The sequence below is a fragment of the Pseudomonas sp. S32 genome (genome assembly GCF_016648095.1).
GTDB lineage: Bacteria > Pseudomonadota > Gammaproteobacteria > Pseudomonadales > Pseudomonadaceae > Aquipseudomonas > Aquipseudomonas parafulva.
Genome location: NZ_JACVVF010000005.1, coordinates 1 through 23,218, shown reverse-complemented (window position 1 = coordinate 23,218; position 23,218 = coordinate 1). Strand labels below are relative to the sequence as shown.

The 23,218-nt window shown below is 62.7% G+C and carries 21 protein-coding genes; 6 read left to right on the top strand and 15 right to left on the bottom strand.

Annotated features, from left to right (window positions below; genetic code table 11):
- Positions 1-8 precede the first annotated feature (8 nt).
- A complete protein-coding gene (locus IAE38_RS04170; protein WP_201216105.1) occupies positions 9-446 on the bottom strand; it encodes a DUF4440 domain-containing protein in 438 nt (145 codons plus the stop codon).
- A gap of 101 nt (positions 447-547) precedes the next feature.
- On the opposite strand from IAE38_RS04170, the gene hisI reads away from it, so the two are divergent.
- Genes hisI through dksA form a run of 3 tightly spaced genes read left to right on the top strand, consistent with a single transcriptional unit; the run spans position 548 to position 2,741 of the window.
- On the top strand, positions 548-961 hold the full coding sequence (hisI, locus tag IAE38_RS04165; RefSeq protein ID WP_236403498.1) for a phosphoribosyl-AMP cyclohydrolase: 414 nt from the start codon (positions 548-550) through the stop codon (positions 959-961).
- Entirely contained in the window at positions 958-2,304 is a 1,347-nt protein-coding gene (locus IAE38_RS04160) for a dihydroorotase (protein WP_201216101.1), read from the top strand. Before hisI ends, IAE38_RS04160 begins: the two co-directional genes overlap by 4 nt.
- 32 nt (positions 2,305-2,336) lie before the next feature.
- Positions 2,337-2,741: an RNA polymerase-binding protein DksA gene (dksA, locus tag IAE38_RS04155; RefSeq protein ID WP_028633960.1), complete on the top strand. Its 405-nt coding sequence runs from the start codon at positions 2,337-2,339 to the stop codon at positions 2,739-2,741.
- Positions 2,742-2,785: 44 nt separating this feature from the next.
- On the opposite strand, the gene IAE38_RS04150 is transcribed toward dksA, so the two are convergent.
- From IAE38_RS04150 to IAE38_RS04140, 3 genes are all read right to left on the bottom strand, one after another.
- The gene (locus IAE38_RS04150; RefSeq protein ID WP_028633961.1) at positions 2,786-3,040 is read right to left on the bottom strand and encodes a type B 50S ribosomal protein L31; all 255 of its coding nucleotides are present in this window, start codon (positions 3,038-3,040) and stop codon (positions 2,786-2,788) included.
- 71 nt (positions 3,041-3,111) lie between these two features.
- Positions 3,112-4,086, bottom strand: a complete 975-nt coding sequence (locus IAE38_RS04145; RefSeq protein ID WP_201216098.1) for a LysR family transcriptional regulator — start codon at positions 4,084-4,086, stop codon at positions 3,112-3,114.
- Positions 4,087-4,194: 108 nt separating this feature from the next.
- Positions 4,195-6,453, bottom strand: a complete 2,259-nt coding sequence (locus tag IAE38_RS04140) for a TonB-dependent receptor (RefSeq protein ID WP_201216096.1) — start codon at positions 6,451-6,453, stop codon at positions 4,195-4,197.
- 408 nt (positions 6,454-6,861) lie between these two features.
- On the opposite strand from IAE38_RS04140, the gene IAE38_RS04135 reads away from it, so the two are divergent.
- Both IAE38_RS04135 and IAE38_RS04130 read left to right on the top strand, forming a co-directional pair.
- Positions 6,862-7,428, top strand: a complete 567-nt coding sequence (locus tag IAE38_RS04135; RefSeq protein WP_236403497.1) for a hypothetical protein — start codon at positions 6,862-6,864, stop codon at positions 7,426-7,428.
- Between the two features lie 26 nt (positions 7,429-7,454).
- Positions 7,455-7,832, top strand: a complete 378-nt coding sequence (locus IAE38_RS04130) for a hypothetical protein (protein ID WP_201161717.1) — start codon at positions 7,455-7,457, stop codon at positions 7,830-7,832.
- 27 nt (positions 7,833-7,859) lie between these two features.
- Here the strand turns inward: IAE38_RS04130 and IAE38_RS04125 are convergent, their stop codons facing one another.
- The 3 genes from IAE38_RS04125 to IAE38_RS04115 form a co-directional block, all read right to left on the bottom strand.
- The gene (locus tag IAE38_RS04125; RefSeq protein WP_201161718.1) at positions 7,860-9,149 is read right to left on the bottom strand and encodes a DUF2254 domain-containing protein; all 1,290 of its coding nucleotides are present in this window, start codon (positions 9,147-9,149) and stop codon (positions 7,860-7,862) included.
- A 92-nt stretch (positions 9,150-9,241) separates the two neighbouring features.
- Positions 9,242-10,018, bottom strand: a complete 777-nt coding sequence (locus IAE38_RS04120; RefSeq protein WP_236403496.1) for an alpha/beta fold hydrolase — start codon at positions 10,016-10,018, stop codon at positions 9,242-9,244.
- A gap of 105 nt (positions 10,019-10,123) precedes the next feature.
- A complete protein-coding gene (locus tag IAE38_RS04115; protein ID WP_201216090.1) occupies positions 10,124-11,065 on the bottom strand; it encodes a LysR family transcriptional regulator in 942 nt (313 codons plus the stop codon).
- Between the two features lie 87 nt (positions 11,066-11,152).
- Between IAE38_RS04115 and IAE38_RS04110 the strand changes: the two genes are divergently transcribed.
- Positions 11,153-12,076: a carbon-nitrogen hydrolase family protein gene (locus tag IAE38_RS04110; protein WP_201216088.1), complete on the top strand. Its 924-nt coding sequence runs from the start codon at positions 11,153-11,155 to the stop codon at positions 12,074-12,076.
- Positions 12,077-12,144: 68 nt separating this feature from the next.
- Here the strand turns inward: IAE38_RS04110 and IAE38_RS04105 are convergent, their stop codons facing one another.
- From IAE38_RS04105 to IAE38_RS04070, 8 genes are all read right to left on the bottom strand, one after another.
- A complete protein-coding gene (locus IAE38_RS04105) occupies positions 12,145-12,930 on the bottom strand; it encodes an ABC transporter ATP-binding protein (RefSeq protein WP_201216086.1) in 786 nt (261 codons plus the stop codon).
- An 11-nt stretch (positions 12,931-12,941) separates the two neighbouring features.
- Complete coding sequence (locus tag IAE38_RS04100) at positions 12,942-13,697, bottom strand: ABC transporter permease (protein WP_201216084.1); 756 nt, start codon at positions 13,695-13,697, stop codon at positions 12,942-12,944.
- A 10-nt stretch (positions 13,698-13,707) separates the two neighbouring features.
- Entirely contained in the window at positions 13,708-14,460 is a 753-nt protein-coding gene (locus IAE38_RS04095; RefSeq protein WP_201161724.1) for an ABC transporter permease, read from the bottom strand.
- Between the two features lie 259 nt (positions 14,461-14,719).
- On the bottom strand, positions 14,720-17,167 hold the full coding sequence (locus tag IAE38_RS04090; protein ID WP_201216082.1) for a TonB-dependent receptor plug domain-containing protein: 2,448 nt from the start codon (positions 17,165-17,167) through the stop codon (positions 14,720-14,722).
- A 62-nt stretch (positions 17,168-17,229) separates the two neighbouring features.
- Entirely contained in the window at positions 17,230-19,473 is a 2,244-nt protein-coding gene (locus IAE38_RS04085) for a TonB-dependent receptor (RefSeq protein ID WP_201216081.1), read from the bottom strand.
- Between the two features lie 203 nt (positions 19,474-19,676).
- Positions 19,677-20,735: an ABC transporter substrate-binding protein gene (locus IAE38_RS04080; RefSeq protein WP_201161727.1), complete on the bottom strand. Its 1,059-nt coding sequence runs from the start codon at positions 20,733-20,735 to the stop codon at positions 19,677-19,679.
- Positions 20,732-21,796, bottom strand: coding sequence for an ABC transporter substrate-binding protein (locus IAE38_RS04075; RefSeq protein ID WP_201216079.1), 1,065 nt, complete (start codon positions 21,794-21,796; stop codon positions 20,732-20,734). The genes IAE38_RS04080 and IAE38_RS04075 overlap by 4 nt, the downstream gene beginning before the upstream one ends.
- Before the next feature lie 18 nt (positions 21,797-21,814).
- Positions 21,815-22,963: an LLM class flavin-dependent oxidoreductase gene (locus IAE38_RS04070; protein ID WP_201216077.1), complete on the bottom strand. Its 1,149-nt coding sequence runs from the start codon at positions 22,961-22,963 to the stop codon at positions 21,815-21,817.
- Positions 22,964-23,218 lie beyond the last annotated feature (255 nt).

Below are 23,218 nucleotides of genomic sequence, written 5' to 3'. Positions count from 1 at the left end.
GTGACCCCTCACGCTTCGATCGACGAATGATGCCCAGTGATAAGCCATTGTTCATCAAGGCGTTCGAAGGTGAACAGAAAGCGCGCCGGTACGGTGCGCTGCTCGCCACCGTCCCGGTAGACGAACGTGTAAAGCCCACCCACCACCACGGTGCCCAACTTGCGGCTGACACGTTTTTTGAACACCTGGATGTCGCACACCAGGCCATCGTTGGCCAGGAAGTTCTCGAAGTAATTACGGCGGCTGTCGTCGCAGTCGCGTACCAGGTTGGACAGGGTAGGGACCAGGATCGCGTCGGCAGCATACAGCGCCAGCACCTTGTCCACTTCACGTGTGGCCACGGTTTCGGCCCACCTGTACAGGGCTGCCTTGGCGCCTGCCAGGCAGGCCATCTCTGTGTCGGCATAGGGTGCCTGGGTGGCAGGTGATGGGGGGTACTGGCTCATGAAGGCTTACCTTTTTTATGGCTGACACGAGGGAAGGGAGGCTGAAAAGACAAAAACATATGTTATGTTATAACACATGCATTTTACTCAGGTCCCAGTCTATGTTCACTACCCTCGAGCACGCACGAGCGGGCGGCCGCTTTCCCCTGGCCGATGTCATCGGCCATATGCCCTGGAACGACCAGGGGCTGGTGCCTGCCGTCGCCGTGCAACACGACACTGGCGAGGTACTGATGCTGGCGTGGATGAACCGCGCCGCCCTGCATGAGACCTTGCACACCCGCCGTACCTGCTACTGGTCCCGTTCGCGTCAGGGCCTTTGGCGCAAAGGCCTGACCTCTGGCAGCGTCCAGCACGTAAAAGAGGTGCGCCTGGATTGCGACGGGGACGCCTTGCTGCTGCTGGTCGACCAGGTTGCGGGGGCTTGCCATACCGGTCGACGCAGCTGTTTCTACAACGTCATCGAAGGTGATGAGGTGGTGGTGCAGGGCAACCCGGCGGTGTCGGTGCCATGAGCAGCGTTCTTATCCGTAACGCCCGGGCGGTCAACGAAGGGGCAGTGTTCGACGCTGATGTCTTCGTGGCTCATGGCCGAATTGAAAAGATCGCCTCCAGCATCAGCAACGGCTCGGCCGAGGTGGAAATCGACGCCGAAGGGCGCTGGCTCATCCCCGGTATGATCGATGACCAGGTGCACTTTCGTGAGCCGGGTGCCAGCCACAAGGCGACCATCGCCAGCGAATCCCGAGCCGCCGTGGCGGGCGGTATCACCAGCTTCATGGACATGCCCAACACCAACCCGCCCACGCTCACCCTCACCGCACTGGAGGACAAGAAGCGCCGGGCGGCGGCCTCATCGATGGCCAACTACGGCTTCCACTTTGGCGTGAGCAACGACAACCTCGACACCGTGGCTGCGCTGGACCCACGCCAGGTGGCAGGCGTGAAGGTATTCATGGGGGCATCCACGGGCAACATGCTGGTGGATGACCCCAAGGTGCTTGAGCGGCTCTTCGCGCAGGTGCCTACAGTGCTGCTGGCGCATTGCGAGCACACGCCCTCGATTCTGGCGAACGAGGCGCGTTACCGCGAGCGCTTCGGCGACCATGTGCCGTCCGCGATGCACCCGCTGATACGCGACGCCCAGGCGTGCTGGCGCTCGTCCAGCCTGGCTGTGGAGCTTGCCAACACCCACGGCACACGGCTGCATGTGCTGCACCTGACTACCGTACGGGAGCTGGCGCTGTTCGAGCCTGGCCCGGTGCGCAACAAGCTGATCACCGCCGAGGTCTGCGCGCACCACCTGCTGTTCGATGACAGCGACTACGCCGCCTTGGGCCACCTGATCAAGTGCAACCCGGCCATCAAGGCCCGCGAAGACAGGGATGCCTTGCGCCGGGCATTGCTCGACGACCGCATCGATGTGATAGGTACCGACCACGCACCCCACACCTGGGCTGAGAAGCAACGCCCCTATGCGTCGGCACCCTCCGGGTTGCCCCTGGTGCAGCACGCCTTGCCGGCCCTGTTCGAGCTGGTGGAGGAAGGCCTGTTACCCCTCACACAGTTGGTGCGCAAGACCAGCCACGCGGTGGCCGACCTGTTCGGCATCCAGCATCGCGGCTACCTGCGCGAAGGCTACTGGGCGGACCTTGCACTGGTCGAACGGCTGGCCGTGCCACGCCCGGTTCGCCTCGACCCTGTCCTTGCCCACTGCCAATGGACGCCGTTCGAACACCACAGCCTGCGCCACCGGGTTACCACCACCCTGGTGTCCGGCCAACTGGCCTGGCATGAGCAGCGCCTGCACGGCAGCTGTCAGGGCCTGCCATTGGCCTTCGCTGCCTCGCGTCGCTGACCTCACTACACGCAGAATCAAGAGATAACACCATGACGGAACAAGAACTGCTGGGCATGCCTGCCGAGGCCTACATGGACGCCGCCCAACTGGCGTTTTTCCGCGACCTGCTGCTCGCCCAGCGTACCGATTTGCAACAGCGCATCGACCACGAGTTCGAACAGATGCGTGACTACGAGCCCAGCAGCGACCCTTCCGACCTGGGCACTGTGGAGGAGCAACGGCAGTGGCAGCTGCGCCTGCTGGAGCGGGAGAAAAAGCTGCTGGACAAGATCGACGAATCGCTTGAGCGCATTGCACGCGGGGAGTACGGCTGGTGCAAGGACACCGGCGAGCCTATCGGGCTGCGCCGCATGCTGTTGCGGCCCACGGCCACACTTAGCATCGAAGCCAAGGAACGGCAGGAGAGAAAGGAGCGCCACCTGCGTGACGATTGAACGGCCCTGGCGTGCCTGAGGGCAGTGGCCAGGGCAGGGCGCGGTTATTTGCCGGTGAACGCCGCGAAGCGCTTGTTGAAGCCAGCAACGCGGCCTTCGGTCTTGGCCTTGCGTTCCTGCCCGGTATAGACGGGGTGGGAGGCACTGGAGATGTCGAGTGTCACGTACGGGTAGGTCACGCCGTCGCTGTGGGTGTGCGTCTTGTCGGTATCGATGGTTGAACCGACCAGCCAGAAGGCATTCGCAGAGACGTCATGGAACAGCACAGGGCGGTAGTTGGGGTGGATGCCAGGCTTCATGAGTAAGGTCCTTGAAATGATATAAAGTATCAATATAGATGATATTCACTCTCATTCCAAGGTCGGCACTCTCAGTTCGCCAGTTTCAACGCAGGGCCGAATGCAGCAGACCTGGCGTCAGCCTCTTTGATGTATTCCAGCAGCCGCTCGCAAGCCGGGCTCAGCCGCTGCTCGCGCCGCTGGATGACTGCATAGCGGGCAAACGGGCGCAACCCCTCTTCCAGTTGATCCAGGGGTTGAACGCCGAGCGCGGCCATTTCCGCTTCAAAGCCGGCCACGTGCGTGAGCCCGATCAGATCGCTGCTTGCCACCACCCGCAGCAGCCCGTTGGCAGTATCGCTTTCCAAGGCTACCGCTGGGGGCTGAACCCCCAGTACCCGGGCCATGTGGCCGAACACCGGGCGTGCACCGGCTGGTAGCGCGACCGGGAAGCTGAACAACCGCGCGGCTGTCAGTCGGCCAGGCTGTTGCAACAGTGGGTGGCCCGCCCTGCAAACCAGTGCCATGCGTTGGGGGTGCAATGGGGTTACTTCGTACTGCTCATCCAGCGTGAAGGGTTCCGAGGCCGTGATGAGAAAATCCAGCGTGTCACGCTTCAGCCCACGCACCAGTCCTTGCCAGTGCGCCACCTCAAGGCGTACCTGCATGCGCGGGTAATCGCCCAAGAAACGCGAAATAGCGGGTGGCACAAGCAGTTCGCTGGCAAACGGTGCGCAGCCCACACGGATTTCGGCGGCCTCCAGCCCAGCCCCGTCGTGCAGTTCGCGGGTGAGGCGCGACATGCCCTCCAGCACGCTGCGGGCATGCTCAAGCACCCGCTCGCCCTGTACCGTAGGCTGAAAGTTGCGGCCGGAGTGGCGATCGACCAATTGGCAACCCAGCGCCTCTTCAAGGCCGCGAATGCTACGGCTGAAAGCTGGCTGGGTGATGTTGCAGGCTTCGGACGCCCGCACGAAACTGCGGTGTTCGATGAGGGCGACAAAATGGCTGAGCTGTTTGAAGTTCATGGCGCGGTCGACGGTAAGGAAGGCGCCGGCACTAAACATGCCGGCGCTTGGGACGACCAGAATAAGGAAATTATTTATTCCTAAATAGAATCAATATTCATATTCTTATGCGCCTATATTTACTGCCTGCCACCTGATTGTTTTTGCTCAGAAGTCGACTGACGCGCTCAGGGACAAGGTGCGTGGCGCACCCAGTACCAGGTAGTTGGAACCCGGGTAGCCACCGGCCGACGCCCAATAATCACGCCCGGCAACGTTATCCAGGCGTGCACGCAGGGTCACGTCCTTGTCGTCCACCTTGAAACCGTAACGCGCACCCAGGTCCAGACGGGTCCAGGACGGGATTTCCAGGCTGTTGGCGTTGTTCACGTACTGGCGGCTGGTATAAATCACCCGGCTGGTCAAGGTCAGCCCATTCACGCCAGGTACGTCCCATTCACCACCCACGTTAGCCTGGGTTCTGGGCACGCCAATGGGTTCGTTGCCATCATTCTGGCCGTTCTGGGTCTTGGTCAGTTCAGCGTCCAGCAGCGTCACACCCCCCAGCAACCGCACCCCAGGGGTTGGTTCGCCGAACAGCGAGAGCTCGATACCGCGGTTGCGCTGTTCGCCACCGTCCTTGAATACCTGGTTCTCGACAATACCCACCGGCTTGCGGGTCTCGAACACGGCCAGGCTACCGCCCAAACCGCCGCCGTCGTATTTCACGCCGAGCTCAGTCTGTTTGGCCACATAGGGTGCCAGGGAGGCGCCGGCGTTGAGGACGGGAGCCTTCGAGCCGTCGGGCAGGGTAGTGGTGGCACCCGCCGTGTCGCCCTTGGTCAGGCCTTCGATGTAGTTGGCGTACACGGAGAACTGCTCATTGAGCTGATACACCACACCGGCTACAGGGGTGGTCTCGTAGCGGTTGTACTGGGACGTTTTGTCACCGGAGTTGTAGTCGTAACCGGTCACGTCCAGGCCCTGGCGGCGTGCGCCGAGGGTAACGAGTAACTGGTCATCGAAAAAGCCGAGTGTGTCGGCGATGGCAAGGCTCTGGGTGTGGGTGCGCGAGGTGATGTGTGGGTCGGACATCGAGCCGCTGAAACTGGTGTTGCCTGGCTTGGCCACGGTGAAGGGGTCGTACAGGTCATTGGCAAACCCGGTAAAGTTGCCAGCCCAGGCATTGCGGTCCTTGGTGTCGTACATTGCGCCGGATACCACCCACTGATGCGACACGGGGCCGGTCTGCAGGCTGTAACGCATGCCCACCTCACCGGTGGTTACGGTTTCTTCCCGGTAATTGTCAAAGCGCGTGGAGCGTGTCACGCCGTTTGCATCGGACGACGGGTTGGCCAGCACGTTTTTCTCTTCGCCCTTGCGCATGCCCACCGCCGCCCAGGTGGTGAGCGCGTCGGACAGGTCGTACTCGGCGCGGAAGGTCCCGAACGTCTGTTTTTCTTTGGAATAGGTCCAGGGTTGCCCGTAGTTCTTGTCGGCATCCGGTGGGCTGGGCACCCGGCCTGTGGGGGTGACGCTGGGCAGCGGGTTGTCGATGAAGTGGTACTGGTTGCCAAGGTCCGCCGACAGGCGCAAGCGCTCACCCTGGTAATCCAGGCCCAGGGCGAACATGTCCAGCGAGCGGTCCTGGTCCTGCACCGCCGTTTCACCGCCGCGTTTGGCCACGTTCACGCGTACGCCAAAGCGGTCCTCTTCACCGAAGCGCCGGGCCACGTCGGCGGCCACCGTGCCGAACCCGCGGTTTTCCGCGCCCACGGTCAGCCGGGTGAGCGGGGTATTTGGTGCGCGTTTGGGCAGAATATTGATAGCCCCGCCAATGCCCGTGCCGCCCGGGGCTGCGCCGTTTAGGAACGCGCTGGCACCACGGAACACTTCAACCCGCTCGATGAATTCCGAGGCCACGTATTGCCGAGGCAGCAGCCCGTACAGCCCGTTGTAGGCGATGTCATCGGAGTACAGCGGGAAGCCGCGCATCATGTACAGCTCCTGGAAGTTGCCGAACCCCCTGGCGATGCGCACAGAAGGGTCGTTTTGCAGGATATCCGCGACGCTGTGGGCCTGCTGGTCCTGGATCAGCTGGTTGGTGTAGGAGGTGGAGGTGAACGGCGTCTCCATGTAGTCCTTGTTGCCCAGAATACCCACCCGCCCACCGCGGGCCACCTGGCCACCCTCGTACTCAGGCACAAGGCCGTCCCTGGATGCGTCTGCACTGGCCGATACCGCTGTCTCGTCCAGCTCCAGTACCGCCCCCTGTGCCCCCTTGGCGCTGGCCGGTTGCGTAGTGGGTACGGGGATTTCCAGGCTCTGCTGTGCCAAGGCCATGGGGGATGCAACGCTCGCAACAAGCCCAAGGGGCAGCCAGACAGCGCGCAACGCGCATTTGCGCGGGAAGTTGGGGACGTACATGAGTCGACCTGCTTGAGGAAAAGGGGATGGCGGGATCCAGCCTGGCGGCGGAGAACTGCATGATAGCGATTGCGAATCATTACTGCTTAGATTTTATGTAACGGCGCGAATGGCCGTTTGCAAGCGCAGGCACGTCATCAGAAGGGATCGGGAAGGGCAGGCAGGTCAAATCGCGGGCAAAAGAAAGCCCGCTGCTAGGCGGGCAAGGTCTATCACACGTAGGGATAGCTTCAGGATCGCGCAGAGGGGGTGAAAATTAAGTGAAAGGAACGTCTTGGGTTTGTTTATTTTTGCGGTAGCAGGCAGGCCCTCAGTGCACCCGCCTAGTGCGCATGTACTAGATAGCCCTTTGCCAACCAACGACCGTGCAACGCTTGCAGTTTTTCACTAATGGCAAAGGAATGGCTCATGATGCGCTCTCCAACATGGCGATTGCTGCCGCTAGCACTGCTGTGCAACGCCCTCTCGGCCCAGGCAAGTGATGTGCTGATGGGCGACTACTGGGTGGTCCACTATCAGGGCGGTCTGGGCAAGCAACAGGTGTTCCTCGCCGATGGCGACCCAAAGAATATCTTTGCCCGCCCGGGTGGTGCACAGTCGTTGGGGGTGTACCGGCTTTACGAAGAGCCCGGCAAACCTAACTTCACGGCCTATGACGTTGAAATCGACTGCAAGAAGAATCGTGCACGCGTGATGGGCGCGCAGGACTTCAGCAGTGTGTCCAATCAATTTCGCAAGGCCAAGTTCAATGCCCAGTGGCAAACCAAACCTGAGCCTTGGGTGGCGCAAAGCCGCGATTTTGTTTGTAAGCCAGGCGAACGCCCAGCGAAGAAAATGGAGCGCCTGGGTGTGATGTCTGCATCGCAAATGACCAAGGCGGGCCCTCAACTGTTCGAGATCCTCAACCGTGAATCGCTCAAGGTCGAGCTGATCAAGCAGATAGACGAAGCCTTTGCACAGATGCCTGCCAAGTAAGCCGGCTTTCAGGGAGAAATAACCTAATGCACCGATTGTTCATGCTGTGCCTAGGCGCGGCCTTGCTCAGCGGCTGTTCTTCACTGGAGGCCACCAGTGCCTGGAAAGGCCGGCCTGTTGGCGAATTGATCGACCATTTCGGCGTGCCGCGGGTGATCATGATTGCGCCGGACCAGGACCTGGTGGTGCTCAGATACGTGCGAGACACCGACTACATCACCCGCGAGGCGGCAGGCACGTACACCGGGCCAATGAACGGGCAACTGGTACACCAGGAATACTGGGAAGACGTGCGGCATTCAGGCAGCTGCGAAATCAATGTATTCGTGAACCGGGCGCACATCGTCGAGAAGGTCAGGGCCAATGGCCGGTGCGCGGTTGTGCAGATGGCACCGAATACGTAGCCAGGCATGCTGACACGCCTTTGCCAATTAGCTCGGTCTACTGCCGGGCAATGGCGCCGACGACAAAACCAGCGCCTGCAGCCGCGCTTTGTCTTCCTCCAGCGGTAGCGCGCGTTCAGCGCGCTTGACCAGCAGGGCGGCATGCATGGCGCAGGCCTGCCCAAACTTGTCTGCGTCAATAGCCGCCAAGCTGGCGAGTGCCTTGATAAAGCGGATATCGATTTCAAGCAGGCCCGCTCCGTCGCGCGCGATCAGCGTGAAAAAGTCATCGAACATGTCATCCACACTCAGCGCACGCACGTATACATCCCTGCATGGGTGTTTGGCTTCCTGCTCGGGCGCCTGTTGAGCCCACTGGGTGAAACAGCGTACCCCCCGGCCTATCACGTCTATCACGGTGCCTGAGTCGTTGGTGGCGGGTGACAACGCGCGCGATGCGATCTCTGCCAGCACCGACAGCCCGAAGCGTGGGTCTTGCTCATAAGTGCGGCGCAAGCCGATGGTGAGCGCGGCCAGTACCGCAGTTTGTAACTCAGCGCTGACCTCCTGGCTCCCTTTGCCCACGATGTGCGCAACCACAGCACCCAGGTGCAGGAAACTGCCTGGCAGCACTTCCAGGTAAATGGCCACACCATGCTGTTTGGCCGCAAGCGCCAGGGCATTCACATCCACGTGCTGGACGTAGCCGGTGCCAGTACTCACGAGGGTGCTGGCATGGGCGGGCAGGGCAAAGTCGCGGGGGTAGGCTTCGCCGCCCAGAAACGGCCAGCGCGCCCGGTTTTCCAGCGCCGTGATGGTGGCGACCTCCACACGGTCGATGGTTTCACCGACGCGGCCGAGCTTGGACAGGTGATCGATCCAGCGCAGCAGCGTGTACACGATCAGAATCACCATCACGAGGGTGACCGCAAACAGCACCACCCGGCCCTGCGCGCCATAGGCACCAGTGCTCAAGGCAATGATGCCCACCAGGCTGAACAGGAACGAGCCGATGAACGTGGCCAACGCATTCTGGGTTGTGGAGTCCTCCATCACCAGGCTGGTGGCCCGCGGGGTCACGCCGCTGCTGGCGGCGCCATAGGCCGACACCATGGTGCTGAGGGAGAACGTGGTCACTGCCAGCATGCTGGAGGCGATGATGCCGAGGATCTTGTCCACCGAATCCGCACCAACCTTGGCCGGCAGCGAGGGCGGTACGAAGTCGCGGAAGGCTATCGCCAGCAAGGCGGTGAGCACACCGATGAAGGAAAACAGGGTGGCGCGAAACCACAGCCGTTTTGTGGTTTGTGCCAGTGCCCAACGCCAGCGAGCGATCATGGGGGTGCCCTTGTTTCGTGATCAACGATTGAGAGACGACAGAACTGCCGCTGTATTGGCCGATTGAGTGGGATCAAGGCGCAATAGTTTCATCACCGTGGGTTGAGAAACGCATCCACCATCGGCATCAGCCATTGAGGCCGGCTTTCATGGGGGGAGTGATCGGCAAAGGCGAGGTTGAGCAGCCGCGCTCCAGGCACTTGGTCTGCAAGTTCCAACGCATTGATGCGGGACACCAGCCGATCTTCGTCACCGCGCACCACCAACAAAGGGGCGGTGATGGCACTGACGCTGGCGCCTGGGTACCCCGCCTCGCTGGTATCGAGCCAAAGTGCTTTGACTGCATCCATCAAATGGGCAAAGTCAGGTTCCGGATTCAATGATTCGTACTGTTCGACTTCTTCTGCAAACAGCCCTCGCCACTTCGCAGCGGTGATGCCTGCATACAACCCACGCGTGGGGTCATCCTGCTTCAACGCCCAGTGGGCACCCAGGGTAACCAGCTTGTCCACTTGAACCTGCTTGGAGGCAGCAATGCGCAGGCCGACGATGCCGCCATCGCTGTGCCCAATGACGCTGACCGATGTAAGCCCCAGATGCTCAATAACGCGCTCTACATCCTGCTGCAAGCGCTGGTAGGTAAGGCCGGCAGTGCCCAACGTGGATTTGCCTTGGCCCCGGCTGTCGATACCGATCAGGCGCCAGTGTTCGGCAAGGTATGGGGTGATGGTATTGAAGGTTTCGATGTGGCCGAGGCCGCCGTGCAGCAGAATCAGTGCAGGGGCGTCTTGCGCACCCAGCTGTTCGAAATAGATACGGGCGTCGTCGATATCGAGGCACGCGCCGTCACGATGATTGAAGACACTCATGTCAGAACCTTCCCTGTTGCAAAGCGGTGAACGGATAGAGGGCGGCATTGTATGTTGGATTGCGGTTGGGCCCAATCAAACCGAGCCGGTCAAATCACGCCGCACTCAGTCATGACCGAGCATCAGGTCGTGCGCCCTGATAGCCTGCAGAACCTCGCCAATCAAACCGCTGACCTTCTGCACCACCGGGTCACGCGCGCTGTCCACCCGCCAAGCCAGTTCGACCGAGTACCTGGGCAAGTCGATGGGGCAGGGGCAGCAGACCACCGCACTGGTCTTCGCCAAGGCATGAGCTGCATGGCTTGGAAGCGTGGCCACGCAATGGGTACCCGCCAGCAGGCTGGGCAGTGCGGCGAAGTGGGTGGTGGAGGCCTCGACCGTGCGTGACCTGCCCAGCGCTGCCAGGGCTTCATCGACCACGCCTACGTACCCACCCGACGACACTAGCAGGTGGTTGCGCTCGAGAAACCCGTCCAGTGTCAGCTCCACCGGTCGCTGATCGGCTTGCCGGGCGATCAGGCAACTGTAACCGCCTGTGCCCAGCACCTTGCGGCCCAGCGCCCGCGAACCGTTGGTACCTGCGGTCAATGCCAGGTCGATATGCCTGCCCATCAAGGCATCGCCTGCCACCATGCTGTGGGTCTGTTTGAAGATGATCCTGAGCCCCGGCGCGCTGCCCTTGGTCAGGTCGACCAGTAGCCTGCCGATGGCCAGTTCGTGGTCATCGGAGAGCCCGAGCGTCAAGGTGCGCCCCGTGAACCCGTCGCGATCGGGGCTGGCGAGCAATAGGCTCTGACGGCACTTTTCCAGGGCGCTGGCGATCACCGGCCGCAGCTCTTCGCTCTTGGCCGTGGGGCGCAGGCCCCGGCCGGTCCGCTCGAACAGGTGGTCTGCGTACACCACACGCAAGCGCGTCAACGCAGCACTGACGGCCGGCTGCGTGATACCCAGGCGGATAGCGGCGCGGCTTGCACCGCCTTCTTCGTACAGGGCTTCGAACACTTTCAGCAAGTTGAGATCCATGCCCAAGATATCATTACTGCTCATATCAGTTAGTCATTCCTGCGGATTGATTGATAGGTGGCCTGGGCGGACTATACCCATATTCCAGCCATAACACGCGAGATGACGACCATGGCCACCACTACCGTTGCTGCACTGCAAATTGGCTCCCGGCCTGAAGGCAAAACCAGCACACTCGAGGCCATCCTGGCCTACGAATCACAGATCAAAGGGGCGGGCGCCAACCTGGTGGTCATGCCAGAGGCCGTGCTTGGCGGCTACCCGAAAGGTGAAACCTTTGGCACTTACCTGGGCTATCGGCTGCCAGAGGGGCGGGAAAGCTTCCAGCGTTATTACGAGAACGCCATCGATGTGCCGGGCGTGGAAACCGACGAGCTGGCCGGGCTTGCCGAACGCACCGGTGCTCACCTGGTTGTGGGTGTGATCGAGCGGGGCGGTAATACCCTGTACTGCACGGCATTGTTTTTCTCACCGGAGCAAGGGCTGGTCGCTAAGCACCGCAAACTGATGCCAACCGGGACCGAGCGCCTGATCTGGGGCCAGGGGGATGGCTCGACCTTGCCTGTGCTTGAGGCGCCATTCGGCAAGGTGGGCGCGGCGATCTGTTGGGAGAACCACATGCCGCTGCTGCGCACTGCGATGTACGCCAAGGGCGTGCAGGTCTGGTGCGCCCCTACGGTGGACGAGCGGGATGTATGGCAGGCGTCAATGCGCCACATTGCTCACGAGGGCCGGATGTTTGTGGTCAGCGCCTGCCAGGTGCAGCCTTCGCCCAAGGAACTGGGGGTGCAGGTGCCGCATTGGGACGAGGACCGGCCACTGATCCAGGGCAACAGTGTGATTGTGGGACCACTGGGCGACGTGCTTGCCGGGCCGTTGCGCGGAGAGGAGGGGTTGTTGACAGCGCAGGTTGATATCGAGGAATTGACCCGGGCTCGGTATGACTTCGATGTGGTTGGGCACTATGCGCGGCCAGATGTGTTTTCATTGGCTGTAGATGAACGGGTCAAACGTTCGGTGGTGTTCAACTGTTGATCACGGGGCGGTGATGTCGGCGTAGGCTCGGCCAGCGCGCTGTTCCCAGCGCGCCCGTCGGTTCCTCCTCAAGCGTCTGCCAACTGTCGCAACAGCCGCTGTTTGAGATCGTGCAGAAGCTCACTGTCCCGCTTGCGGGGATGAGGTAGATCGATGCTTATGTCTTCCTTGATTCTGCCTGGCTGCGCATCCATCACCACTACCCGGTCACCCAGGTACAGTGCTTCCTCGATGTCATGGGTCACCATGATCACCGTGCAACGCTCCTGCACCCAGATGCGTTGCAGCTCCTGCTGCAAGCGTACCCGGGTCAGGGCATCCAGTGCGCCGAGCGGTTCATCCAGCAGCAGCACCTTGGGCTTGTTCACCAGCGCCCGGGCAATCGCCGCGCGCTGGGCCATGCCCCCAGACAACTGGTGCGGGTAGGCCTGCTCATAACCACTCAGGCCTACCAGTTCGATGTGCTCGGACACCAACCGGTCCTTGTTGGCTGCTGGCAATTGATGGTTTTTCAATGCCAGGGCAATGTTCTGCTGTAGAGTCATCCATGGGAACAGGCGATGGTCCTGGAACACGATGCCGCGCTCCAGGCCTGGCCCGCGCACGAGGTTTCGGTCCAGTAGAATCTGCCCCTGGTAGTCCTGGTCTAGCCCGACAATCAGCCGAAGCAGGGTGGACTTGCCGCAGCCGCTAGCACCGAGGATGCTGACGAATGCGCCAGGGCGGATATCTAGGTCGATGCCTTGGAGCACCTGCACCGGCTTGCCCTTGAGCTGGTACGTCTTGTTCAGGCCACGGATGGTCAGGGCGCCAGTGCTGGCGGTGGTGGGTACAGCGTGGGCGATGGCGTTCATGGACGGGCCTTTCAATGGTGGGTGCGCCAGCGCAGCAGGCGGCGGGTTAGCAGGGTGCATAGCCAGGACATCAGGTAGCCACTCAGGCCGATGCACAGCACGCAGACCATGATGATCTCCATGCGCGCAGCAGCTTCGGCGTTCATCATCAGGCTGCCGAGGCCGGCCCCGGCAGACAGGAACAGCTCGCTGCCTACCGAGGTTACCCAGGCGAAGGCCAAGGCTTGCAGCACTCCTGCGGCAATGCCTGGCAGTGCGGCGGGCAGCAGGATCAGCCAAAGCTGCTGCCAGCGGGTGAGCATCAACACGCGTGCTGCTTCGCGGTGCTGGCCGCGGACCTGGCGCAGGCTTTCAAAGGTGTTGAGCACCATCGGGTACAACGCTGCCAGGCTGACAATCAGCAACTTGGCGCCTTCACCATTACCCAGCCACAAGGCGATCAGCGGGATCCAGCCCAGCATCGGCACTTGACGCAGGGCGTGGAACAGCGGGGCGATCAGGCGATTGGCGGGGGTGGACAGGGCCATCAACGCCCCCAGCCCGACCCCGCCGACGATGCCGATGGCAAGCCCGCTGCAGGTGCGTAACAGGCTGGCCCACAGGTTGACCAGCAATTCGCCGCTGCCCAGCAGTTCGGCCAGTGCTGTGCCCACCTGCGCCAGGGGCACGAACGCATAGGCACCGGCCGCCCCTTGGCGAGAGGCATACTCCCAGGCACCGATCAACACCAGCGGCAGCACCAAGCCTCGCAAATCAGGTCGTTTCATCACGGCCTCCTCAACGGCATTGCCAGGCTGACAAGTGGCGTTCCACGCGTCGCAGGGTGAAGTCCAGGCTGAAGCCGATCAGCCCGGTCAGCACCACGCCGACCATAACGACATCGATGCGCAGCATCTGCCGGCCCATTTCGATCATCTGGCCCAGGCCGCTGTCGGCTGCCAGCAGCTCGCAAGCTACCAGCACCACCCAGGCGCGGGTCAGGGCCACGCGTATGCCGGTGACAATGGCCGGGACTGCAGCGGGCAGGGCAATCCGGCCCACCAGCGTGGGCCAGCGCAGGCGGTACACCGCAGCCACTTCGAAATGGCTTCGCGGGATTGCGCGGATACCTTCGCAGGTGGCCAATGCCACCGGGAAAAACGCAGTCTTGGCGACGATGACCACCTTGAAGGTTTCGTCCACGCCAAACAGCAGCACGAACATCGGGATCAGCGCGATGCTGGGCACCTGGCGCAGGGTGTGGAACAGCGGGGCGCAGTAGGCCTCAACGGTTTTCGACAAGGCCAGCGCCGCGCCAAAGCCTAGGCCGGCCAGTGCGCCGCCAGTGAAACCCAGCGCCAGCCGTGACAGGCTGCCGGCCAGGTGCTCTTGCAACTCGCCGGTGGCCAGCAGGTCGGTGAGGCTGTGCCACACTTCAAACGGCGGGATCAGCAGGTTGGCCGGGAACAGCCCGGCATTGGCCACCACGGCCCAGACAGTAAGCAGGGCCAGGGGTGACATGAACCAGGAAAGACGAGAGAGCACGCGCATGGCTGGCCTTGGGAAAGCAGAAGGTAGAGCTGTATCGCAAGAGCTGTGCCAGGCGGCGCGGGCCCCAGTTTGGCAGGCTGGAGGGAGAAGGGTGATGCTGGGGCAGCAGTCAGGTGCTTCCAGAGCAGCAGTAAGTCAGCAATATCGGTGCTGGCATCTTCGCGGGTGAACCCGCTCCCATAGGTACTACGCAGGTTCGATGATCAGCACTGCCCTGTGGGAGCGGGTTCACCCGCGAAGAAGCCAACCCGGTTTCAGCTTAGAAGTCGTAACTCACGCTGGTGTAGTAAAACGCCCCCTGTGCGCCCTCCGGGCTGGTAATGGAGTATTTGGGTACCCCATAAAGCTGGGCCCCCTCTAGCTTGTCAGGATGGCTGTCGAAAAGGTTGATCGCGCCCGCCGACACTGTCAGGCCAAGGTTGAAGCGGTACGAAACATCCAGGTCAGTCACCCACTGCGGGCTAAAGGTCTGATCGAGCGCGGGGTTGGCGGCATTGCGGTTTTTCCATTCGCCATAACGACGCTGGGCAACGGTGACGCTCCAGCCGTCATACAGCCAGTTGGCACTGAGGGTGAGCTTGTCTTTGGGGGTGCCGTCTTCAATCAGCCCCTGGGTATTGCGGCCGATGATCTGGTTGCCGGGGATGTTGCCCACGTTGTCCAGCCCGGTGATGCGGGTATTGTTGCGTGCATAACCACTATTGAAGTCCACACGCCCCCAACGGCCCACATCGAGTTGGTAATGGCCGGCCAGTTCGACGCCATCGGTGCGGGTGTCGGCGATGTTGGTGTAGAACGCCGCACTTTGGATGCTGGCGTAGGGCGTGCCGGCGAAAATCGGGCCCACCACGGACGCAGGCAACTGATCGGACAGGGTGATGCGGTTGTCGATATCAATCCGGTAGGCATCGATGGTCACCGAGGCATTGGCCAGTGGCTGCCAGACCAGGCCAACAGAGAAGTTGGTCGACTCTTCCGGCTTCAGTGCCTTGCCGCCGAGCAACGCAGCTTCCGCACTATCGGCACGCAGGGTGCGCTGTTGTACCTCGACCCAGTTACCGCTGCCTGGCGGCTGTTCCACCACCTGCACGCTGAACGATGACAACCCGCTCTGCACAAGCGACGGCGCCCGGTAGCCTGTGCTGGCGCTGGCGCGGGCAGCGATCTGAGGGGTGAAGTCGTAACGCATCGACAGCTTGCCATTGGTGGTGTCGCCGAAGTCCGAATAGTGCTCGCTGCGCACCGCCACGCCGGCTTGGAATTGCTCGGTCACTTGCGCTTCCACATCCAGATACGCGCCGATTACGCGGCGGTCCAGCGATACTGCGTCGACCTGGGTGATGCCTGAGTAATAGCCAGGAATGCGCCGCCCGGTTAAGGGGTCACGCGTGTTGAACAATGGCCCGTTGGACCACCCGGCAGCATCGCCCTCGTTCAGGTCGTAGTTTTCCTGGCGCCAGGCCAACCCGGCAGAAACGGTCAATGGTTTGAACAGCCAGCCGTCGGCGAAGTCGCGTGTCCAGTCCAGGGTCAGGTTGGTCTGGTCGGCTTCGCGGCGGCCGGTGTAGATGGTTGACGGGCTAGCGGATCCCCAGCTCGGGTTGATCGCATCGTGGTCGGTGGAGTCGACCCGGTTGGCACCGTAGTTCAGCGCGAGGTCGAAGTTGCCCAGGGGTTGGCTTTCAAAGCGCAGCCCCCCGGTGACGGCAACGTCTTCCAGGCCGTAGCGGGTGATCGGCAGGCGGCCGTCAGGGTAGCGCGCCAAGGCCACGCTGCCGTAGTTGTTGCGCAACGTGGTAGGCGGGTCGAAGAAGTTCTCGGCATCGGTATTCTTGTGCGCATAAGTAGCAAAACCGTAGGCGCTGAGGCCCTCGCCCAGACCCATCTCGGCATTGGCGGTGAAGTTGTATTGGTCAGAGACATTGCCCGACCCCCAACGCCAGTTGCGGTAGCGATTATTTTGCTCGCGCGCGGTGCCGACGCTGGTGGAGCCGGGGTAGAAGATGCGGTTGTCGTCGCGGGTGTCGCTGGCCGGGTCCTGGCTGCCGGCGTCGAAGGCTAGGGTCAGGAAGCCATCGTTGGGCAAAGCGAAGCCTTTCCAGCCGCCCAGTTTGCGTTGCAGGCCGTCACCTTTCTTGTAACCGCCGAAGCGGTAGCCGGCGTTACCGCCTTCGTCGCGCTCCTTCAGCACGATGTTGATCACCCCGGCGATAGCGTCGGAGCCGTACTGGGCGGCCGCGCCGTCACGCAGGATTTCCACGCGTTCGATAGCCGACAGCGGGATCAGGCTAAGGTCCACGGCAGCCGCGCCACGGGCATTGACCAAGCCCTGGCGGGTGACATTGGCGCTGGTGTGGCGGCGCTTGCCGTTGACCAGCACCAGCACCTGATCCGACGCCAGGCCGCGCAGCGAGGCGCCCTGTGCGATGGAGCCGGCAAAGGCGCCTTGGGGCGACTGCGGGAAGCTGAACGAGGGCGACAGCGCAGTGAGCGCTGTGGACAGGTCGCTGGCGCCGGTTTCCTGGAGTTTTTCACCGCTCAGCACATCGACGGGCGCGGCGCTTTGCAGGGCAGTGATGTCGCTGCGGTGGGTGCCGACCACGACCACGGTATCGAGACGGTCGTTGGGTTCGGCGGCGAAACCGGGCGCGGCGAGGCCGGTAATGGCCAGGGCAATGGCGCTGGCCAAGAGGGTGTGATGGGGCATGGCGTAGTCCTTCCAAACAGCGTGGGGCTGTGGGCCGCGCTGCGGCCACAGTGGTTTTCAAATCAGAATCGGCTGGTAACGCTGACCCCGACGGTGCGTGGGTCGCCGTAGGTGATCACGTACTGCCCAGCGGTGCCGTTGGGCCGGCCGTGTACCTGGTAGCGACGGTCGGTAAGGTTGTTGACGAAACCGGTCACGCTCAGCTTGTCATCGTGGCTAAACCAGCTCAGACGGGCGTTGGCCAAGGTGTAGTGGGGCTGGCTGAGGGTTTGGTCGGCGCTGCTCTGGCGGTCGGCCAGGAAGTACTCCTTGTCACGGAAGCTAACGTCCCCACCGGCCACCAGTTTGCCCCCCACTTCCAGCGGGATGGTGTAATCGGCACCCAGCGACACCACGTTGCGCGGTGAACGCACGAAGCTGTTACCGCTATAGTCGCCGGTTACCGCACCGGTGTTGGGGTTGGTGTTCTTGAAATCGGTGTATTCGGTGTCGAGGAATGACACCGCTGCGCGCAGGTGCAGGCGCTCGGTCGGCTGGCCTTCGACCTCCAGCTCTGCGCCCTTGACCTTGCCCTTGGCGCCATTGGTCAGCGCGGTAGTGAGCACGCCGTTGTTCACCGTCAGCAAATTGACCTGGATGTCGGAGTAGTCGTAGTAGAAGAAGTTGGCGTTGACGGTCAGGCGGCGGTCGAACCATTCCGACTTCAGCCCTAGCTCGTAGGCGTCCAGTTCTTCCGGGTCGACCGTGGTCAACTGCGCCAGGCTGGTGGAAAGCCCGGTGTTGAAGCCGCCCGAGCGGAACCCGTGGGCGTAGCGAAAGAACACCCGCAGATTGTCACTGATGCGGTACTCGGGCGTGAGGTCGTAGGTCCAGGCTTCCCAGGTCTTGTTTTCCTGGCGGTTGCCGTTGGTGCCCGCGCCGCCCAAAGGGATCAGCGGGCCGTTGGCGCTGGCGCGAGTCAGCTGCAGCAGGTCCAGGTCGATGTCCTTTTTCTCTTGTGTCCAGCGCAGGCCGCCGGTGACGCTGAAATCGTCGGTGAAGTCGTAGGTCAGGTTGCCGAACAGCGCGTAGCTGTCGGTGCGGTGGTCGAAGCCCATGTCGCGCAATGCCGTGGTGCCCACCTGATTCGAGCCGGTGCCGTTGGGCGTAGGGCCGGGGGTTACCACCCGCTGCGCCGAGCTGTCGAGGTCTTCGTGGAAATAGTGCGCACCCAGCAACCAGTGCAGCGGGCGGTCTTCCGGCGACGCCAGGCGTAGCTCCTGCGACCATTGGCGGTAGCTGTTGTCGGTGATCGATGCACCGTTGACCTCGTAGGGGGTGTAGTCAGCGTCACTGGTGGAGCGGTTGCGGATGTAGTCGTAGGCACTGATCGACGTCAGCGTGTAGTCACCCAGGTAGTAATTGAACGTCAGCGAGGCGCCGTCGTGGTCCAGCCGGTAGTCTTCGTTGACGTTCAGCGAAATGTCGCGCCCATGCGGGCGTTGGTAGCCGACGTTGTAATAGCGGCCCACAGGTAGCGAGCCATTGCTGCCGTCGCCCTTGAACTGGCGGCTGTGTACCTTGAGCAGCGCGTCAAGGTCGGGGTTGAGCTGCGCCAGGAACTGCAGGCGGATGGCTTTCTTGTTCACATCGCCATAAGTGTTGCCGTCGAAGTCGTTGTTCTGGAAACCATCACGCTCCTCGGAGTACAGCGCCACGCGCCCGGCCAGTTTTTCGTCCACCAGCGCGCCGCCGATGGCACCGGTGACGATGCGCTCGTTCTTGCTGCCAAAGCCGACGGTGCCATACCCGTCGGTGTCGAAGGAGGGCTTTTTCGAGATCACGTTCACTGCGCCGGCCGTGGTGTTCTTGCCATAGAGGGTGCCCTGCGGCCCTCGCAGGATTTCGATGCGCTCCAGGTCGAACAATGGCCCGCCGCCGGCAACGGGGGCGTTGAGGTAGACGTCATCGGCGTAGATGCCGACCGGAAAGACCGTTGCCGCGCCGGTGTCGCCTGTGCCCAGGCCGCGGATGTACCAGCGCGGACGGCCGTCGCCGTCGGGGTTCTTTGCCGAGGCGTTGGGCACAAAGGTGGTGATGTCGCCCATCGAGCGCACGCCATCGGCGGTGATGCTGGTGCCTTTGATGGCCGATACGGCTACCGGGACTTCCTGCAAGGTCTGCTCGCGGTGCTGGGCCGTGACCGTGACCGTTTCCAGGGCCGGTTCGGTTTGGATCTCTTCGGTCGCGGCGAAGGCCTGGCTGCCGGTGCCGCCCAACAGCAGCGCGAGGCTGATCTGGCGGGCAAGAGGGTTGAGCTGGTGCATGGTGGATCTCCCCGTATGTAAAGCGTTGTTGGGGAGAGCTAGAGCAGGGACTGTGCCAGCTTGTTAACTATCTGTTTACAAAGGTCTTTTTCAGATTTCTGGAAAGGCCTTGCCTACTGGACAACAGTGGACTGCTGGGCGGGTGCTGCTGGGGCAGCAGCGCGGCCCTAGAGTGCCTGGGGCTGCGCTGCAGCCCCAAAAACTCATACGGCCAACCGAGAGGTCGAACCGATTACACTTTCCAGTACGCGAAAATCAATCCACGCCTTTACGTCGAAACGCCGTGGTATGAACCCCCACCTGAAGAGAAACTCGGTAAAGTCCTGCAGCGCCTCGATCGAGCGGCTGTCCAGGGCAGTACGCAAGCGCCGGTGTGCATCATCGCCATAGGCCGCCGCCACCCAGTACTCGCTGGTGTTCAACTCCCGCGCCAGAAAACGCCGGGTCTCGACAGGGTTGGCCCAGGCCCATTGCTCGGTGCGCAGCACCGTGTCGACCAGCGTACGGCTGGCATCGAAATGGTTTTCCAGCAGGTGCCGGTCCACGGTCAACGTGCGCGGGGTACCGTTGTTGCTACGGATCAGCGGGTCAGGGTGGCTGCCGGTGTCGACCACCACACGCAGGCCGAACTCATGGGCCAGATGCACCGCATGCGCACCCTTGAGAAAGATGGCGTCAATATCGCCGCGCAGCAGGCCAATCAGCTCGTTGTTGCGGCGGCTGACGCGGCTGGTGCCCAGGCTTACTTCGGCGCCGTACAGGTGCCGCTTGGCATCGTCGCTGTAAGTGCCGCCATAGGGGTAGTCGACCAGCTCTACATCGCCAACCGCCAGGCCTTCGAGCTTGAGGGCGTTTTCCAGCCCCCGCAGGGCTTGGGCACGGGTGAAGTCGATCTGTACGTTAGCCCACTTGGGTATGCCGAAGCGGCGGTTCTTCAGGTCGCGAATGCTGCGTACGCCACTCTCTTCAGTGGTGAGGATCAACTGCACTTCATCGCTCCACGACAGCCCCAGCACACGGGTCTCGACGCCGCTGGCGTATGCCCAGATCGCCGGGATGTTGCCGCCGTGGCGCACCGAGTTCTGCAGGTGATGGTCGTAGTGAGCTTCGCGCACCTCGCGTTCGCTGGATTCACGCAGCGACTGGATGTTGGTGCCGAACGGCGTGAAAGCCTCGGCCAGGCGCCCCGACTGCACGGCGATGCCGAGGCCGGTGGGCACGGGGCTGTGGGTGTACCAGAGCGTTTCCAGGGGCTTGGTCATGGGGTAACGGTTTTCCTGTCCATGGGGAGGGGGGGCAGCAGCTGTTCCAGTGGTTGCCGAGTGACCCAGTCGTGTACTTCGAAGCGCGCCGGGATGAAGCGCCAGCGCTGGAGAAACTCGACGAAGTCCTGCAGGGCATCAATGGCCTCATCTTCCAGCCGCGTGCTCAGGCGCAGGTGGGCGTCGCTGCCGTAAGCCACTTGCACCCAGTACTCGCTGCTGTTGGTTTCTCGCGCCAGGTAGCGACGGGTTTCGTCAGGGTGCTGGTGTGCCCAGCGTTCGGCGCGCAGTACCGAACCGAGCAGGGTACTCACCACCTGCGGGTGCTGCACCAGCAGGTGGCTGTCCACCGCCAGGGTACGTGGTGTGCCGTTGTTGCTGCGGATCAGCGGATCGGGGTGGCTGCCGGTGTCGATCACCGTGTGCAGGGCAAAGGCGTGGGCCAGTTGCACGGCGCTGGCACCCTTGAGAAAGACCGCATCGACCTCGCCGCGCAGAAGGCCGGTCAGCTCCAGGTTGCGGCCTTTGCTACGGGTGCTGGACACCGGCGTACCGGCTACGTTGCGCACCGGGCGGTCGCTGAAAGTGCCGTTGTAGCGGTAATTGACCACCTCCACGTCACCCACTTGCAACCCTGTAAGCTTAAGGGCGTTTTCCAGCCCGCGCAGGGCTTGGGCACGGGTGAAGTCGATTTGTGCCGCAGGCCAGTCGGGCAGGCCGAAGCGGCGGCCCTTGAGGTCTTTTACGGTGCGGATGCCGCTGTCTGGCCGGGTCAGGATCAACTGCACCTCATCGGCCCAGGAGAGGCCGATGACGCGGGTGTCGCGGCCTTGGGCACGGGCCCAGATGGCCGGGATGCTGCCGCCGTGGCGTACGGAATTGAGCAGGCTATGATCGAAGTGCGATTCACGCACCGCCTGCTGGTCGGCCTCACGCACGGACTGCACCTGGGTACCGAGCCCGGCCAGGTCTTCCTGCAGCCAGCCTTGCTGCACGGCAATGCCCAGGCCGGTGGGCACCGGGCAGCGTGTGTACCACAGGGTATCGAGGGGTTGGCTCATGTTCAGCTCCGATGGGTTTCAGGCTCTGGCCTGCTCAGGGGTGGTGGCTGCCTGCTGCACAAGCGGCAACACCTCCTGGCCGATACGCAAGGCTTCTTCCAGGTGCGGGTTGGCGGCGAGGATGAAGGTGCTGAAACCGGCATCTCGGTACTCAGCCAGGCGCTCTGCGATGTGTTGATGGCTACCCACCAGGCCTACGGTGGGGCCGGGCTTGGCCTTGGCGAAGCCGGCCCACAGGTTGCGTGCCAGGATAAGTTCGTCAAAGCCCTGCAGGCCTTGGTGATAGGCCGCCTGGCGTGCACCACCCACAGAGTCCGAACCCGTCACGAAGCCCTTGGCGCCGGCGCTGGCCTTGCCCTCCAGGCGCTCGAACTGCTGGCGCAGCTCGCGCCAGGCTTGTTCTTCGGTCTCCCGGGCGAATAGGTCGACACGCAGGCCAAAGCGCAGGGTGCGGCCTTGCTTGTCGGCCAGCTCGCGTACCCGTTCGATATGCGGCTTGAGCTTGTCGATGGGCTCGGCCCAGTTCAGGTACACATCGGCATGGCGCGCGGCCACGTCCAGCGCGGCATCGGAAAAGCCGGAGAAGTACACGCCCGGTTTGCGTTCGTGTTGCAGGCCCGGTGGCAGGCTGCCGTTTTCCAGGCGGTAGATATCGCCTGCGTAGTTGAACTTGTCCTGGGTCCACAGGCCCTGGATCACGTCGAGGAATTCGCCGGTGCGCTTGTAGCGCAGGTCATGCTCCAGGAAGTCGCCATTGGCCCGTTGGCTGGCCGGGTTGCCGCCGGTGATGATGTTCCAGTCCAGCCGGCCACTGCTGAGGTTCTGCAGGATAGCGGCCTGCTGGGCGGCGTAGGCGGGCAGGGTCCAGGTGGCCTGGAAGGCGATGAGGAAGCGTATCCGACGGGTTTCTCGGGCCAGCGCGGCGGCCGCGATCCACGGCTCAGGGCCGGTGGGCAGCAACGCGCCTTCGAACCCGGCCAGCTCGGCGGCCTTGGCCACCTGGGCGATGTAGTCGATGTAGGTGAAGCCGTCGGCCTGTCCATTGGGCAGGCGGCCGGGGGCGATGTTGCCGGGGCGGTGCGCGGGGTTGCCGCGGTTATGGCGGTCGGTGGACAGCTGTGGCCCGTCGGTGCCCAAGGGCAGGCGCCAGAAGAATTCGGTGGTCATGGGGGCTCCTGAAGGGAGAGGGTATGCGAGTGTGGGAGGTGGTGCAACGGCTGTGCCATGCGCGTTGCATGGCCTGTGGGGCGGGGGTTTGAGGCGTGGACGGGAGTAGGGGTGCTGCTGTGGCAGCAGTGCGGCAGCAATGGTTGCTGGGGTAGCAGCATGAGGGCCGCCAGGTGTAGGGCTTGGGTGATGTGGCGGCTGGGCGATCGAGCGCCGCCTGCGCGGCGCATCGCGAGCTGCGCTCGCTCCTACGTT